Raw genomic sequence first — 15,860 nt, 5'->3', positions numbered from 1 at the left:
TCTGAATTCTATTTTAATAGGCTGAATTCTTTTTAAAATATATATTCCAATACTTTAAGAGCGCTTAGGGCCACGAAATAATACAGTAGGTTCCTGTAATCGTTCTTGGTAACTTCATAGCGATCTTTAATGGCTTTTCGGTTTAGAAAGAAAACAATATATCCGAATGCAGCCAATAGCACTACTAGCCAAGCGTTTAACACAGAAGGGAAATTCCAGGTCTGTGAATACACATAGATAAGATTGATAACCGCCCAAAATGTGAATAAACCTGCCGCCAAGGTTGCCAACACCCAACCCCATTTTTTGTTGAGCAACAGAAGAATCCCCGAAAAAGCGAACAACAGTATCTGTACAGTTGTAAAGCCAAAGTTTAGCACGAATTGCTTTGCCTTGTCAAAGGCGCTGCTGCCATAGAAATCATTTTCCAAAATCATATCTATACTGGAGATCACAACTATGCTCATCGCGAAGGCAATAAATACAAATACAACCGCTATAATCTTTTCTATCACAACAATCCAACGAGGGGTTTGTGGTTTTTCCGGGACTATTTGCGAAAAAGGACTTTCTTCCAATGGGTGTTGCTTTAGCTGCTAAAATACATTAATATATTTGACCCAGCGTAAGGTAGCGCAGCGCGTAAAAGAGCAGAAAAAGACCTGCAGGGAAATAGTAATCCCTTTTGGTCAATAAATAGCGTATTTGTGCTTGTTTCCTTGTCATGACTAAGACGATTAGCGCCAATAACAATAGCACCAGAACTGAAATAAGGATGTCTGATGTGCCATTTTCGATATCCAACATATTAAATCGTAAAAACGATAATCCGAGGGCGGCACCCATATGCGTTAGTATGGCCATGGTACCTATCCACCCTTCCTTGCGCTTTAGGAATAGAAAAACTCCAGAAAACAGGGAAATAACAGTCATGGTCAGGACATATCCATTATCCCGAAGGAATAGTTTTATCCCCTCGAAAAAGCCATAAGTTTCCTCATAAAAACCCCAATTTCCTCCGGAATCAGTAAACAATGCATAGAACATGGCTGAGCCCAACAAAAAGAGAAGGATCGCTACGATCTTTTCTACAATAATAAACCAGAGTTTGGTTTTGGGGGTAGACTGTTCTAACTCTGCAAAAGGGTTTTCTTCGGACACGTTCAGAAATAAATATGACTAGACGTTGAAACGGAAATGCATAACATCTCCATCCTTCACCACATATTCCTTTCCTTCCACACCTAATTTTCCAGCTTCGCGCACCTTGGCCTCGCTACCGTATTGTTCGAAATCTTGATATTTAATGACCTCGGCACGAATGAATCCTTTTTCGAAATCGGTATGAATTACACCTGCGGCCTGAGGGGCCGTGGCTCCTACGGGAATGGTCCAGGCACGGACCTCTTTCTCCCCTGCGGTGAAATAGGTTTGTAGGTTCAATAATTTATAGGCGCCCCGAATTAGCTTTGCAGACCCAGGTTCTTCCAATCCCAAGTCCTCAAGGAACATCTGTCGTTCCTCAAAAGTATCAAGTTCCGTAATGTCGGCTTCGGTGCCCACAGCAAGAATCAAAACTTCCGCATCTTCATTGGCTACCGCTTCTTTTACTTTTTCAACATAGGCATTTCCTGAAGCCGCTGCAGATTCATCAACATTGCACACGTACATTACAGGTTTATCCGTAATAAATTGCAACTGATCGATATACTCTTCCCTTTCCTTTTCGGTAAGGTCTATGGCGCGAACGGAAATTCCACTTTCCAATCCCTTTTTTACTTTTTCAAGGGCATCCAGCTCTTTCTGGGCTTCCTTATTTCCTGTTCGGGCAGCACGAAACACCTTTTCTATGCGTTTTTCAACCGTCTCCAAGTCTTTCAATTGCAGCTCTATGTCTATGGTTTCCTTATCACGCACAGGATCTACGCTTCCATCTACATGGACAATATTGTCATTGTCGAAACAACGAAGTACATGAAGAATGGCATCTGTTTCACGAATGTTTCCCAAGAATTGATTTCCCAGTCCTTCGCCCTTACTTGCTCCTTTCACCAAACCAGCGATATCAACGATTTCGACCGTTGCCGGCATTACCCGTTCTGGATTTACCAGTTCCTCCAATTTCACCAATCTATTGTCTGGTACATTTACTACTCCAATATTAGGCTCTATCGTACAAAAAGGAAAGTTGGCACTTTGTGCTTTTGCGTTCGACAAACAATTAAAAAGGGTAGATTTCCCTACGTTGGGAAGGCCTACAATTCCTGCTTTCATTCTATTTAGATTTTTAAGAGTGCAAATATACGTTTTCGACCAAAGAATCGCTCAAATTCTAAGGTCTTTGTAGGAGAATTGCCAATAATCCTTATTTTTACCCAACCCCAATTCATTAAAAGCTATTATTATGAAGAACTTTATCCTATTAGTATTTCTTTCTTTTTTGATGGTAGGTACTATAACCGCACAGGAAAACAAGACCATTACCGAAGTAAAAACGGTAAAAAGGGTCGTGAAAAAAGAAGGCAGCAATGTGACCGTTCAGGAAGTTGAAACCATTGAAGGTGAAAAAGGTGCCGTGGTGGTGGCCGGAAATGAAGAGGAGAATCAGGAGTTTTCTGAAGAATCCAAGGCTGTGAACCAGGAGAATGTACTTGTCGATGAAACGAAAGTTGACGAAAATAACGAAGCCCTTATAGCTGAGAAGAAAAGGCAACAAGAGGAGGAGCTTAAAAAGTCTAAAGAGGAGGCCAAAGCAAAAGCCGAAGCCCAACGAAAACAATTGGAACAGCAGGAAAAAGAACGCCAAGAGGCTTTAAAAGCCAATCGTAAACGCCTAGAACGTAGAGGGAAAGGTGTAGGCAAGTTGAAACGCAACAAAGGAAATTAGTTTTTCTCCATAAAAAAAGTATCTTTGAGAGAATACTAATTACAATAATTACTTAAAATATCATTTCATGAAAAAAGTACTTTTAACGGCATGCGCATTTGCTTTTGCCATTACATTACAGGCACAGGACAAGGCAGTTGAGAAAGCGGATAAGAAAGTCGATAAGGTAGAGCAGAAAGCTGAGGCTAAAGCCGAGAAAAGCAGCAAGCCTGCTTCACTAAAGGCTGCCACTTTAAAAGGTGAAAGCGCCGAAGGTAAAGCCAAAAGCACAGAGAAGAAGGTTAAAGCCGTGGATAAGAAAAGAGCCATCGAAAGAAAAGAAGCCCTAAAAAAGGCCAAAGAAAACAAGGATAACTAATCCGACAGCAATTCTTTGCGAATTGCTTCATGATAGCCCGAAAAGGCAATCAGATTATTATGGGACCCTCCCGATATGGTCACCAAGTTAGCTTGGTCCTTTGGGAGGGTTTCGTATAATTGCTCGCCACTGTGGTAGGGCACCACATTATCTTCGGTTCCATGGATTATCGTGATAGGACATGCTACCTCCTGAGCATATTTCCATGTTGGAAAATCGTAACGTAAAAAGGTGGAGACGGGCAAGAACCAATAACGTTCCTTTGCCAATTCCCTTAATCCGTAAAAAGGAGTTTCCAACACTAGTTTTTTTGGTTGGTTTACAGAGGCTATATAAGTAGCAAACGTTGTTCCCAGCGACCTGCCGTATACGATTATTTCTTCCTCATTATAAAGCTCCTTGGCTTTTTCATAAAACAAATGGGCATCCTTATACAAAGCATACTCCGATAACTCCCCAGTACTCTTTCCATACGTTCTATAATCCATTACCAATACGTCGTAATCCATCTCGGTGAAATAAGTGACAATGGTTCCCCATCTGGACAAATCTCCAGCGTTTCCATGAAAATAAAGGATTAATCCCTTGGATTGTTGCGCTTTAAAATAAAGGGCATTAAGGCGTGCGCCATCTGAGGCTTCTATAAAAAACTCTTCAAAATCCTCCTCAAAAGTATACCTGTAATTTTGGGGCAAAGTAGTTGGTAAAAAAATGAGCTTTTCCTGAAACAGTATCATAAGCGTGGCTGTTAGTAGGTATAAAACCAGTAAGGTCCCAAAAAACCGTTTCAATCGTTTCATCGAGTCTTTTTGGCGGAATGAATCACCCTATGGCTTGTGGTTTCCAGATTTATTTCTTTCTTCTCAAAATTGATGATCTCCCCAAGCATTCTATGGTATTCTTCAAAATTATTCAGGTTCTTGTGCCCTCCTCCAATAACTGGCCAAAGACGTGTCAATTCTGGTTTAATCTTCGAAAGCTTCACACTGCTTTTAAAAGGAATTAATTTATCATTGGTTCCATGGATAATATGTACGGGGCAATTCACGTATTTCAACCATTTGAACGTAGGCATAGGAAATCGTAGAATTAGTGATAGTGGCATGAATGGGATATAGCGCTTGGTTACTTTCGTCAAGCTATAATAAGGTGCATCTAAAATGAGCATCTTTGGGTTATTGGTAGAGGCCAACTTAGTGGCAAAACCGGAACCCAATGACCGACCGTATAAAATGATGTAATCCTCACTTACACGCTCTCTAATCTTATTGTAAATGTACTGTAAGTCATGCTTTATGGCTTTTTGGGTACGCCGTCCAGTACTTTTACCGAAACCCCGGTAATCCACCATTATTACATCATAGTGATGCCGTGTAAAATCGACCGCAAACTTTCCCCATCCCTTTATACTCTTCGAGTTGCCCTTAAGGTAGAGCACTACGCCCTTTGGGTTATGGGTCTTAAAATGCAGTCCGTTAATAATCGCCCCATCCCTTGTCTCCATATTGTATTCTTCTACGATCTGATTTTCATAGGCAAACTGAAATTCCTTTGGCAGTTTTTCCGGTTTAAACAGAAAATACTCCTGAAGGTAATACAGGAGAACACTAACGACAACATAGATCGCCACAATCCATAATACGGTATGTAACCAAATGGGCATGGTCTAAGGTACAAAAAATGGATTTCCATCGTTATACTAAGCACTAGCAATTCAATCACCATTCTAAATTCACTCTTATGAACCCGTTCAAATATATCTTGATCCTACTACTCTCCCCTTGCCTACTTATTGCTCAAACCAAGGAAATTAAGACACAAACGCTTCCCAATGGACATCCAGGCTCGCTTATTACAATTACCCAGGAATATGGCACCGGAACTATAGATGGCTATAATTTATACGTGCCCAATTCATGTGAGCCTAACTCTCAAAAATATCCCGTCATTGTCTTTTTGCAGGGCGGTTTAGGGGTTGGAGGCGATGTGGATAAGCTATTACGATGGGCATTACCACAAATGATTATGGAAGAAAGTTCCCTTGATACTGAACTGGACAACTATTTACGTGACACTTTTGTAGTGGTCATGCCCCATATTAGTGGCGGTGAATTTTTTAACAACGAAACCACCATGCGTCAAATTTTGAAGGAAGTCATAGCAACCTGTAATGTAGATCCCGATAGAATATACTTAACGGGTTTAAGTCGTGGTGGTTTTGGGGCTTGGGGATTGGGAAGCACTATGGAAGATATTTTTGCAGCTGTTGCCCCTATTTGTGGCGGTGACCGTGGTGTGGATAGTTATGAGGCCCTGGCAAAATTACCCATCTGGGTTTCCCACAATACTGAAGACAATGTGGTAGGATATAGAATGAGTGAGCGAGGGGTAACCAGATTGGAAACCCTTTCGAAAGTAAAGTTCCACCATTCGGGAACCATAGCCAGTGCGGATTTCGCAAACGAAAACTACATATTTACCTCTAGGATAAGTGATAGTCACAATGCCTGGACAGAAATGTACGGGGAGCCAAATTTTTATAAATGGTTGTTGCGATTTTCGAAATAAATCAACACCATCCCAATTTGAAGCTTACTTAAAGTGCATAAAAGACTGTTTCCCTAGCAAGGTCTCCTCGCTTTCCACATTGTCCTCATCGGGTACACAACAGTCCACGGGGCATACAGCAGCACATTGAGGCTCTTCATGGAAGCCTTTGCATTCCGTGCATTTATCTGGCACGATATAGTAAATTTCATCGCTTATTGGCTCCTGGGTCTCATCTGCATCAACAGATTTCCCATTGGGTAATACCAAATTGCCCTCAAGGTCGGTACCGTCGGCATAACGCCAATCATCCGCTCCTTCATAAATGGCAGTATTAGGGCATTCTGGTTCGCAAGCCCCGCAATTGATACATTCGTCTGTAATGATAATGGCCATAGCGATTTCTTTTTCTAACTTTGCCGCAAATTTAACACCGAAAAAGGGCATCTCCAAACACTGTATGCAATTACAACAAAGAATTAACGCATTTGCTCAATTGAGCAGTTTTCTTTCAGAATGGTCACAGAACTTAGATCATCCCGTGCTACAGCAAGCGAAAGCACATAATAGCTGGTTTACGGAGAGCAACTTAAAGTTTGCCCTCCAAAACTGGAGTGAGGCCCTCACCTTAACCCAGTTGGAAGCGTGGAGCAAGGACTATCATTTTCCAGAAAACAACACTCCCAAAACCATCGCAATTGTAATGGCTGGAAATATTCCCTTGGTTGGGTTTCACGATTTCATTGCAGTACTCATGAGCGGTCATAAGGTTTTGGCCAAGCTATCCTCTAATGACAAGGTGCTCTTGCCGTATCTTGCCAAAGAATTAATTGACCTAGAACCGGAATTTGCCAACTACGTTCAATTTACTGAAGAAAAACTGGAAGGATTTGATGCCGTTATTGCCACGGGAAGCAATAACACAGCGCGTTACTTCGACTATTATTTTGGCAAGTACCCACATATTATCCGTAAGAACAGGAACTCTGTGGCTGTTTTAAACGGCCAAGAATCCAAAGAGCAGATGGAAGCCCTAGCTACGGATGTATTTCAATATTTTGGATTAGGGTGTCGTAATGTTTCTAAAATATATATCCCAGAGGGGTATAACTTCGATTCCTTTTTCAATGGCATGTATTCTTGGAAGGAGATCATAAACAACAATAAGTATATAAATAACTACGACTACAACAAAGCCGTATATCTTATGAGCGATATCGCTTTATTGGACAATGAGTTTATGCTGTTAAAGGAAGACCTTCAGTTTTCCTCTCCCATTTCGGTGGTTTTTTATGAAAGGTATCAGGATTTAGCAACCTTGAAAACACGTATTTCTGAAAGCCAGGAAAACATTCAATGTGTGGTTTCTAATTGTGGTCTGGAAGGGGAAATAGCCTTCGGCGAGGCCCAAACCCCAAAACTATGGGACTATGCAGATGGTGTGGATACCCTAAAATTCTTGTTGGAATTGTAACGATAATTCCGAATTTCGCAAAATTATAGCAGAAATATTCAGAAGCTTTCAAATGCCCGCTTTTGTTGACATTGTATTGATAATTTGTTGATTTTTTAACTACTATTCTTTCCATATTTCTCATCTTTGTAGCTGCAAAATTTTTAAATAAAGTAACTCCATAAATTATCCAGTTGTGAAGAAACATAATTTTAGTGCCGGCCCATGTATATTGCCACAGGAAGTAATGGAAAAAGCCTCAAAGGCTGTTGTCGATTTGGACGGCCTAGGACTTTCCCTAATTGAAATTTCGCACCGCAGCAAGGAATTTGTAGCCATCATGGAGACAGCCCAGGATTTGGCATTAGAACACTTGGGGTTAAAGGACAAAGGATATAAGGCATTGTTTCTTCAGGGAGGAGCAAGTATGGAATTCCTAATGGTCGCTTACAATTTATTACAAAAAAAGGCGGCTTACCTCAATAGTGGTACCTGGTCTACCAAAGCCATTAAAGAAGCAAAAATGTTTGGAGAATTGGTTGAAGTAGCGTCATCTAAAGATCAAAATTTCAGTTACATACCAAAAGGATATAAAATACCTTCAGATGCAGATTATTTTCATTGCACCAGCAATAATACCATTTTTGGAACCCAATTAAAAGAGTTTCCGAAAACCCATGTTCCTTTGGTATGCGATATGAGTAGCGACATTTTTTCACGTCAATTAGATTTCTCAAAATTCGATATAATTTATGCAGGTGCCCAAAAGAATATGGGGCCGGCTGGTACTACCTTGGTTGTTATCAAGGAAGATGTGCTCGGTAAAGTAGATCGTACGATTCCCTCTATGCTAGACTATAAGGTGCATATAGGCAAAGACAGTATGTTCAACACACCTCCGGTGTTTGCCGTGTATACATCCATGCTCACGATGCAATGGTTGAAGGATCTAGGTGGCATTCCAGCTATTGAAAAAGTAAATGATGCGAAGGCCGGGCTACTGTACGACGAAATAGACAGAAACCCGCTTTTCCAAGGATTCGCAGCAAAAGAAGATAGGTCGAACATGAACGCTACGTTCAATCTTACCGAAGGGGCCAATGGCGACCTGTTTGATTCACTATGGAAAGAAGCAGGTATTAATGGAATCAATGGGCACCGCAGTGTTGGCGGTTATAGAGCCTCTATGTACAATGCGCTCCCCTTGGAAAGTGTTCAGGTATTGGTAGATACCATGCAGGAATTCGAAAGGAAATCGTAATAAGAACAAAAACTGAAAATTCAGAATTTATAATGAAAATATTAGCAAACGACGGAATCTCACAAAGTGGAGTTGATGCCTTAACGAACGGCGGTTTCGAAGTAATCACCACAAAAGTGGCCCAAGAGCAACTAATTAATTATATCAATGATCAACAAATTGATGGAATTCTAGTAAGAAGTGCCACAAAGGTTAGAAAAGATATTATAGATAGCTGTCCAAGCTTAAAACTCATTGGCCGAGGTGGTGTTGGTATGGACAATATTGACGTGGACTATGCCCGTGGGAAAGGATTGCATGTTATAAATACACCCGCTGCCTCATCTGCTTCTGTTGCCGAATTAGTGTTTGCCCACTTGTACGGTGGCGTTCGCTTTTTATACGATGCCAATAGAAATATGCCTTTAGAAGGCGACACCAAGTTTAAGGATTTGAAGAAAAGCTATGCCAGTGGAATGGAGCTACGTGGGAAGACCATGGGAATCATTGGTTTTGGGCGTATAGGTCAAGAAGTAGCGAAAATAGCCCTTGGCGTTGGAATGAAAGTCGTGTACAGCGATAGCTATGTTGAAACAGCAACCATAGATGTTAGTTTCTTCGACGGACAAAAAGTTTCCTTCTCTTTCGAACATACAGGGCTTTCTGAAGTATTGAAGCAAAGTGATTTTGTAACCCTTCACGTCCCTGCCCAAAAAGAATATGTGATCGGAAAGGCTGAATTAGAACAAATGAAGCCCGGCGCTGCACTTATCAATGCAGCACGCGGTGGTGTAATTGATGAAGTTGCCTTATTGGATGCCCTAGAGGATGGCAAGCTTTCCTTCGCTGGATTAGATGTGTTCGAAGCAGAACCCACACCAGCTATTAAGGTACTTATGAACGGAAAAGTTTCACTTAGCCCGCATATAGGTGCAGCTACCAGAGAAGCACAGGACAGAATCGGGACCGAGTTGGCTACCCAAATTATTTCCTTACTGGGCTAATTAATTAACAACTTTTCCTACCTTTAGGAAATAACCAAAAACGTATATAATGTCTGGAATACTTGATTTATTGAACAGTGACATGGGACGCCAAATTATTAGTGGCGTAAGTAATGAAACCAACCAACCCACAGATAAAACTGCATCCGTATTGCAAATGGGGCTCCCTATCTTAATGGGCGCCATGAAAAGGAATGCTTCAACACCACAAGGAGCCGATGGTTTAATGGGTGCGCTGAATGGAAAGCACGATGGAAGCATTTTAGATAATCTTGGTGGCCTTTTTGGAGGCGGAGTAGATCAGAACGTGAAAGATGATGGGATGGGAATTCTAGGACATGTACTGGGTGGATCCCAAAACAACGTGGCCAATGCACTTTCCAATAAATCTGGTATGGATTCTGGGTCCGTAATGAAAATATTACAAGTAGCTGCCCCTATCCTGTTAGGGTATTTGGGTAAGCAAAAGAGACAGCAAAATGTGAGTTCTCAATCGGGTATTGGGGATTTGCTAGGAGGTCTTATGGGCGGTGGAAATGAACAACCCAAACAACAAAGCCTAATCGAGTCCATTTTGGATGGTGACAATGATGGTAGTGTAATAGATGATGTTGCCGGAATGCTGCTCGGAGGTGGCGGAAACAAGAAAAGCGGTGGGCTTGGTGGCTTGCTAGGAGGTCTTTTCGGAGGAAAGTAGGACTTCACAACTAAAAAGTATACAATGTGCCCTGGGTTTGTGCCTTGGGCACATTTTTTGTTAAACACAGTTAAAAACCACCGTAAAAACGCCATAATTTCTTAAATTTAATAATTCAAAATGTGAGCTATGAAGTATGTTGCCATCATTCTCATTTGTATTCTCTCCTTTGCAAGTTGCGATAGTTCTAAATCTGTAGTAAAATCTGATAATGATGCTGTAGTTGCTGCGGATAATGACACCGTAAAAATTGCCAATGAGGAGCTAGAGTATGAAATCTTGATTATAGAGCCTGGTTTCAATTCTTGGTTGGTTACCCAGCAACCTAGGGGGTATTACGGACAGGATTTTTTAGAACGTAAAAACATTCAATTTGTAGCCGAATGGAACCGCAGGGTGATGAACTGGCAGTTGTTCGATATTAACCTGTACCAACAGGAAATCAATTATCAGTTTAATATCGATTATGGGTATGAAGTAAATTACCTCTTATATAATTACTTCATCTATTTCCAACAACGATATAATCAAAACTTCCCAGGTAACAGAGGCAATCTCATTAGAGGTTAACTATGGATAAACTCAAAAAGCGTTGGGGAATCACCTCCAACTGGCAACTCACCGTCATTTTTATTGTATTTGCGATAACGGGTAGTACTTCCGCTAAATTTGCGGGCCCACTAACGGAAGCAATAGGTGTAACCAAGGAATTCGGCTGGTATATTTATTGGCCCGTGAGAATACTCATCATATTCCCAATTTATCAAGTGCTCTTGGTATTTTTCGGCTGGTTATTCGGCGAATTTCAATTCTTCTGGAATTTCGAAAAGAAAATGCTCCGAGCCATGGGATTGGGCTTCTTGGTAAAAGACTAAACTATATGCATAAAAAAGGCCCCGATGTACGGGGCTTTTTTTATTCGTTTATTTCAACTTCAATAGTCTGAACGGGTTTCTCTGTTTTGGCCCAAACAAAAGTATATAACCACATAAGTGTAAAGGTTGGGATGAAATCGGAAAACGGAAGTATTTCTTCAAGAAACACAATTACCGAAGCAATTTTCCCAGTATTACCCTCATACATTTCGCTCATCTTCTTTGCCGCATAGGGCGCCCAAAGGATATCAAGAAAAGGCCCTACAAAAGGTACAAATGTAGACGCAGCTCCCACTAGGTCATACACTATTCCTCTTCTCAATAATTTGTACTTGTCTTTTTTCATCTAGTAAGTAGGTTTTAATTTAGTTATACACAAGCAATAAGCTTGCCAAGATTAGGCTAGATCGGTACTGATCAATTTCAGGAATTCATTGCGGGTCTCAATCTTTTCAAATTGCCCTCTAAAACCTGAAGTAGTTGTCACGCTGTTCTGCTTTTGAACCCCACGCATCATCATGCACATATGGGAAGCCTCGATCACAACTGCCACACCTTTAGGTTGTAACGTATTATTTATGCATTCTAGTATATCATGCGTTAATCGTTCCTGTACCTGCAATCTCCTCGCAAATACATCCACAACCCTGGGAATCTTGCTTAATCCAACAATATGCCCATCTGGAATATAAGCAATATGGGCCTTTCCAAAGAAAGGGAGTATATGATGTTCACAAAGGGAATACAACTCAATATCCTTAACGATGACCATATCGTGGTAATCTTCCGCAAACATAGCACTCTTAAGAATCTCCGCTGGGTCCTGGCAATGTCCGGAGGTGAGAAACTGAATGGCTTTGGCAGCCCGTTCGGGTGTTTTCACAATACCCTCGCGGGTAACGTCCTCTCCTACCTCTTTAAGGATTTCGGTATAGTTACTTTTGAGGTCGTCCGTTACCTCTTCATTATATTCTTCGAAAAAACGATATGATCCCATTAATTGGTTTTTAATTTTTCTGAATAGTACTTTTTTATTTTCTCGATTTTAGGTGTGATCAAAAAACTACAATATGGTTGTTCCTTATTATCATTATAATAGTTCTGATGGTCTTCTTCTGCCTCATAGAACACATCCAATGGCGAAACTTTCGTTACAATAGGATCTTTATACACCTTATTCTCCGTTAAGATAGCAATAAAAGTTTCAGAAGCCACCCGTTGCTCTTCAGTAGCGTAAAAAATCTCACTTCTATACTGCGTTCCAACGTCATTCCCCTGTCGGTTCAAGGTTGTGGGATCATGGGTTACGAAGTACACTTCCAACAAGGTGTTGATGTCTACCTTTTCGGGATCGTACGTTATAAGAATACCTTCGGCATGGCCCGTACGTCCAGAACAGACCTCTCGGTATGCCGGATTTTTGATCGTACCACCGGTATATCCTGAAATAACGGTTTCTACTCCTTCAATTATTTGAAAAACGGCTTCGGTGCACCAGAAGCACCCGCCTGCGAATACAATTTTTTCTGTTCTTTTCATTAAGATATTCCAAAGTTAATGTTAAAAAAGTACGGATTTAACATTCTCCAATGTATTTAACTTTTCGTTAATACCGCACCTTTTGGGAGTCTTTTACTTTTACTTCCGAAACACTAACAGCTTACTAACGTTACATGAAATATCTTTTCCTGCTACTACCTATCTTTTTTGTGACCACCATCAGCCACTCACAGGAAAAGAAGACACTGGAAGCCAAACGAATAACCAATCCTCCCAAAATAGATGGTGAATTAGACGACGAAATCTGGCAATCCTTAACAGCCTACAGCGATTTCAATATGTATCAACCCGGAAATGAAGGAACAGTAGACCCTGCCTACCTGACCGAGGTAAAAATGGCATACGACGATAAGAACGTATATGTAGCGGCCTATATGCACGACCCAGATCCAGGATCTATTTTACGACAGTTTTCGCAGCGTGACGAAGTGTTTGTGCAAGCGGATCATTTCGCCATTGCACTAAATACGTATAATGATGGTATTAACGAAACGCATTTTTTCGTCACTAGTGCCGGTACTATTGGTGATGCGTTATCTACCCAAAATGATTTTGACTTTAGTTACAATGTAGTATTCGAATGCAGGGTTTCCCAGGACACCAAAGGATGGTATGCCGAGTTTCGTATACCTTACAATGCGCTTCGATTTCCTGAAGTGGAAGTACAGGACTGGGGCGTAAATTTTTACCGTCGCATTAATACCAAAAACGAAACGCACACCTGGAATTTCATCGATATCTCAAAAGGAAATGAATCACAGTACAGCGGTAATGTAACAGGAGTGAGCAACATTGACCCTCCCGTACGTTTAACCCTCTTCCCTTTTGCACAGGGTTTAGTATCCAATTTCGATGGAGAAACCGAAACAGATTTCACGGCTGGAATGGACATTAAATACGGATTGAGCGATAGTTTCACATTAGATGCCACATTGATTCCGGACTTTGGCCAGGCCGCCTTCGATGAGGTAATATTGAACCTCGGACCTTTTGAGCAGACCTTCTCCGAGCAGCGGCAGTTCTTTACCGAGGGTATAGACCTTTTCAACAAAGGGCGAATTTTCTTTTCAAGACGTGTTGGAAATGCACCAAGTGGTGATGTCGGAGAACTGGATGAAAATGAGGATGTTTTGGAATATCCTTCCAAAGTCAACCTATTAAACGCTATTAAGATTTCTGGGCGAACCAAAGACAAATTGGGCGTTGGATTTTTTAATGCGATTACCGAAAAAACCTATGCCACGGTTACCGATACCGTTTCGGGAGCCACCAGGGAAGTCTTGGTCGAGCCGTTGGCAAACTATAATATATTCGTGTTGGACCAGCAGTTCAATGGCAATTCTTCTATTTCATTAATTAATACGAATGTAACCCGGGACGGACATTTTAGGGATGCCAACACTTCTGCTTTGGTGTTCGATGTAGCGGATAAGGGAAATAATTTTCGTTCTTCCGGACGTGCTATCGTTAGTAACGTTCACAGGGCCGAGGGTTGGGAAACAGGATTTCAATCTGAGTTGGATATTTTCAAGATAAAAGGAAACTTTCGTTACCGTGTAGGTCATGATTTTGCAAATACTACCTTAGACATCAATGATCTTGGGTTGAATTTTAGGAACAACTTCAACAATTTTGTTGCGGGTGCTTCCTATCAAATTTTTGAACCCACAAAACTTTTCAATAGCTATCGGTTTAATCTAACCTATCGCCATCGTCGTTTGTATAGGCCAAGTGTGGAAACCGGAAACAGTATAAACGCCAATTGGTTTTTTGTAACCAAGGAACGATTCGCTTTTGGTGGCTTCGTTGGGTATAACTCCAGAAACAAGGATTATTTCGAACCAAGGGTGGAAGGTCGTTTTGTTGAATTCCCCCGTAATCTAGGAGGCCGCTTATGGTGCTCCTCCGACTATCGAAAGAAATTCGCTTATGATCTTGGCGTTGGGCACCGAAGTGCATTCGACGGGCCGCAAATTCAATACTTTATGGATGTCTCGCCCCGTTATCGCTTTTCGGATAAATTCTTGGTGATACTCTCTACCGATCTTTCCCTTCGGAATGATATGTTTGGATGGATTGACAATGATGATGAAAATATATTCTTTGGTCAAAGGGATATTCGCAGTTTGGAGAACGAAATCACTGCGAGTTACAATTTCGATCCTTATAAAGCCATCGATTTGCGCTTCAGGAATTTTTGGACGGTTGCCGATTATAGCGATGACGTTTTTTGGACATTGAACGAAGATGGAAGCCGAACGCGTACTGAGTATGATGTCGCAGCCAATGACCCTAACCGTAATTTCAATATCTGGAATTTAGATCTAAGCTTTCGCTGGCGTTTTGCTCCGGGTAGTGAAGCTACTTTCCTATACAGGAATCAAATTTTCAAACAAGACGAACAGTCTACCCTCAATTATTCAGAGAGCCTTGGCAACTTGTTCGATGAGCCTACGCAGCATACCGTGTCGTTGCGAATTACCTATTTCATCGATTATAACAATGTTAAGTACCTCTTCAATAAGAACAATGCTACTTTGTAGATCATTTGGAAAGTAGTAATTTCACGCATTATACCCAGATATGATCTCTGCAAAGAACATTCACAAATATTATGGTGATCTACATGTACTAAAAGGTGTGGATATTGAAATTAAAAAGGGCGAGATCGTCTCAATAGTCGGCGCCTCTGGAGCTGGAAAAACCACGCTGCTACAAATATTGGGTACACTGGATACAGCCAGTGAAGGAACCTTAAGCATTAACAATACTAAAGTGGGAAGCCTGAACAGAAAGGCTTTGGCCAAATTCAGGAATGAACATTTAGGATTTATTTTTCAGTTTCATCAATTACTCCCTGAATTTACCGCATTGGAAAATGTGTGCATTCCAGCCTACATTAAAAAGACCCCTAAGGAAGAAGCGGAAATACGAGCAAAGGAATTATTGACATTCCTAGGATTGGATCACAGGATAAATCACAAACCAAATGAGCTTTCTGGTGGTGAACAACAACGCGTTGCCGTAGCAAGGGCTTTAATGAACCATCCGTCTGTAATTCTTGCAGATGAACCCAGCGGAAATTTAGATACCGAAAGTGCAGAACGCCTTCATAACCTGTTTTTTAAGTTAAGGGATGAATTTGGTCATACCTTCGTAATCGTAACCCATAATGAGGAACTGGCAGAAATGGCCGATCGTAAGTTTACCATGCAAGATGGTATAATTGTTTCGTAAGC

20 protein-coding genes are annotated in these 15,860 nt (G+C 41.1%); 11 read left to right on the top strand and 9 right to left on the bottom strand.

Annotation, left to right across the window (positions count from 1 at the left end):
* Positions 1-32 precede the first annotated feature (32 nt).
* From AC6JAD_RS14165 to ychF, 3 genes are read right to left on the bottom strand one after another with little or no spacing between them, the layout of a single operon-like run.
* Positions 33-578, bottom strand: a complete 546-nt coding sequence (locus AC6JAD_RS14165) for a hypothetical protein (protein ID WP_497865624.1) — start codon at positions 576-578, stop codon at positions 33-35.
* A 28-nt stretch (positions 579-606) separates the two neighbouring features.
* Complete coding sequence (locus AC6JAD_RS14160; RefSeq protein WP_461303004.1) at positions 607-1,161, bottom strand: hypothetical protein; 555 nt, start codon at positions 1,159-1,161, stop codon at positions 607-609.
* A gap of 18 nt (positions 1,162-1,179) precedes the next feature.
* Complete coding sequence (ychF, locus tag AC6JAD_RS14155; RefSeq protein ID WP_461303003.1) at positions 1,180-2,274, bottom strand: redox-regulated ATPase YchF; 1,095 nt, start codon at positions 2,272-2,274, stop codon at positions 1,180-1,182.
* Positions 2,275-2,404: 130 nt separating this feature from the next.
* Here ychF and AC6JAD_RS14150 point away from each other — a divergent pair, with 130 nt between their 5' ends.
* Both AC6JAD_RS14150 and AC6JAD_RS14145 read left to right on the top strand, forming a co-directional pair.
* Positions 2,405-2,887: a hypothetical protein gene (locus tag AC6JAD_RS14150; protein ID WP_461303002.1), complete on the top strand. Its 483-nt coding sequence runs from the start codon at positions 2,405-2,407 to the stop codon at positions 2,885-2,887.
* A gap of 67 nt (positions 2,888-2,954) precedes the next feature.
* Positions 2,955-3,245: a hypothetical protein gene (locus AC6JAD_RS14145; RefSeq protein ID WP_461303001.1), complete on the top strand. Its 291-nt coding sequence runs from the start codon at positions 2,955-2,957 to the stop codon at positions 3,243-3,245.
* Here AC6JAD_RS14145 and AC6JAD_RS14140 read toward each other — a convergent pair.
* Both AC6JAD_RS14140 and AC6JAD_RS14135 read right to left on the bottom strand, forming a co-directional pair.
* Positions 3,242-4,045 (bottom strand): alpha/beta hydrolase, encoded by an 804-nt coding sequence (locus AC6JAD_RS14140; RefSeq protein WP_461303000.1) that lies wholly within the window; start codon positions 4,043-4,045, stop codon positions 3,242-3,244. The genes AC6JAD_RS14145 and AC6JAD_RS14140 overlap by 4 nt on opposite strands.
* Positions 4,042-4,908 (bottom strand): alpha/beta hydrolase, encoded by an 867-nt coding sequence (locus AC6JAD_RS14135; RefSeq protein WP_461302999.1) that lies wholly within the window; start codon positions 4,906-4,908, stop codon positions 4,042-4,044. Before AC6JAD_RS14135 ends, AC6JAD_RS14140 begins: the two co-directional genes overlap by 4 nt.
* Positions 4,909-4,985: 77 nt before the next feature.
* On the opposite strand from AC6JAD_RS14135, the gene AC6JAD_RS14130 reads away from it, so the two are divergent.
* Positions 4,986-5,813 (top strand): carboxylesterase family protein, encoded by an 828-nt coding sequence (locus AC6JAD_RS14130; RefSeq protein ID WP_461302998.1) that lies wholly within the window; start codon positions 4,986-4,988, stop codon positions 5,811-5,813.
* Positions 5,814-5,837: 24 nt separating this feature from the next.
* On the opposite strand, the gene AC6JAD_RS14125 is transcribed toward AC6JAD_RS14130, so the two are convergent.
* Positions 5,838-6,188, bottom strand: coding sequence for a 4Fe-4S dicluster domain-containing protein (locus AC6JAD_RS14125; RefSeq protein ID WP_461302997.1), 351 nt, complete (start codon positions 6,186-6,188; stop codon positions 5,838-5,840).
* A gap of 64 nt (positions 6,189-6,252) precedes the next feature.
* Between AC6JAD_RS14125 and AC6JAD_RS14120 the strand changes: the two genes are divergently transcribed.
* From AC6JAD_RS14120 to AC6JAD_RS14095, 6 genes are all read left to right on the top strand, one after another.
* The gene (locus AC6JAD_RS14120) at positions 6,253-7,266 is read left to right on the top strand and encodes an acyl-CoA reductase (protein WP_461302996.1); all 1,014 of its coding nucleotides are present in this window, start codon (positions 6,253-6,255) and stop codon (positions 7,264-7,266) included.
* 175 nt (positions 7,267-7,441) lie between these two features.
* On the top strand, positions 7,442-8,506 hold the full coding sequence (gene serC, locus AC6JAD_RS14115; protein WP_461302995.1) for a 3-phosphoserine/phosphohydroxythreonine transaminase: 1,065 nt from the start codon (positions 7,442-7,444) through the stop codon (positions 8,504-8,506).
* A gap of 32 nt (positions 8,507-8,538) precedes the next feature.
* Complete coding sequence (locus AC6JAD_RS14110) at positions 8,539-9,489, top strand: D-2-hydroxyacid dehydrogenase (RefSeq protein WP_461302994.1); 951 nt, start codon at positions 8,539-8,541, stop codon at positions 9,487-9,489.
* A 49-nt stretch (positions 9,490-9,538) separates the two neighbouring features.
* Positions 9,539-10,186, top strand: a complete 648-nt coding sequence (locus tag AC6JAD_RS14105; RefSeq protein ID WP_461302993.1) for a DUF937 domain-containing protein — start codon at positions 9,539-9,541, stop codon at positions 10,184-10,186.
* A gap of 129 nt (positions 10,187-10,315) precedes the next feature.
* Positions 10,316-10,756, top strand: a complete 441-nt coding sequence (locus AC6JAD_RS14100; protein ID WP_461302992.1) for a DUF6146 family protein — start codon at positions 10,316-10,318, stop codon at positions 10,754-10,756.
* A 2-nt stretch (positions 10,757-10,758) separates the two neighbouring features.
* Positions 10,759-11,061 carry a DUF6787 family protein gene (locus tag AC6JAD_RS14095; RefSeq protein WP_461302991.1) on the top strand — a complete coding sequence of 101 codons (303 nt, stop codon included), beginning with the start codon at positions 10,759-10,761 and terminating at the stop codon, positions 11,059-11,061.
* A 40-nt stretch (positions 11,062-11,101) separates the two neighbouring features.
* On the opposite strand, the gene AC6JAD_RS14090 is transcribed toward AC6JAD_RS14095, so the two are convergent.
* From AC6JAD_RS14090 to msrA, 3 genes are read right to left on the bottom strand one after another with little or no spacing between them, the layout of a single operon-like run.
* Positions 11,102-11,407 (bottom strand): hypothetical protein, encoded by a 306-nt coding sequence (locus AC6JAD_RS14090; RefSeq protein WP_461302990.1) that lies wholly within the window; start codon positions 11,405-11,407, stop codon positions 11,102-11,104.
* Positions 11,408-11,458: 51 nt separating this feature from the next.
* A complete protein-coding gene (folE, locus tag AC6JAD_RS14085; RefSeq protein ID WP_461302989.1) occupies positions 11,459-12,058 on the bottom strand; it encodes a GTP cyclohydrolase I FolE in 600 nt (199 codons plus the stop codon).
* Positions 12,058-12,600, bottom strand: a complete 543-nt coding sequence (gene msrA / locus AC6JAD_RS14080; protein WP_461302988.1) for a peptide-methionine (S)-S-oxide reductase MsrA — start codon at positions 12,598-12,600, stop codon at positions 12,058-12,060. Before msrA ends, folE begins: the two co-directional genes overlap by 1 nt.
* 134 nt (positions 12,601-12,734) lie before the next feature.
* On the opposite strand from msrA, the gene AC6JAD_RS14075 reads away from it, so the two are divergent.
* Both AC6JAD_RS14075 and AC6JAD_RS14070 read left to right on the top strand, forming a co-directional pair.
* Entirely contained in the window at positions 12,735-15,164 is a 2,430-nt protein-coding gene (locus tag AC6JAD_RS14075) for a DUF5916 domain-containing protein (protein ID WP_461302987.1), read from the top strand.
* A gap of 40 nt (positions 15,165-15,204) precedes the next feature.
* On the top strand, positions 15,205-15,858 hold the full coding sequence (locus AC6JAD_RS14070; protein WP_461302986.1) for an ABC transporter ATP-binding protein: 654 nt from the start codon (positions 15,205-15,207) through the stop codon (positions 15,856-15,858).
* Positions 15,859-15,860 lie beyond the last annotated feature (2 nt).

The sequence above is a fragment of the Aureisphaera sp. genome (assembly GCF_059726885.1).
The sequence above is the reverse complement of the archived record's forward strand: the minus strand, read 5'-3'. Positions and strand labels throughout refer to the sequence as shown.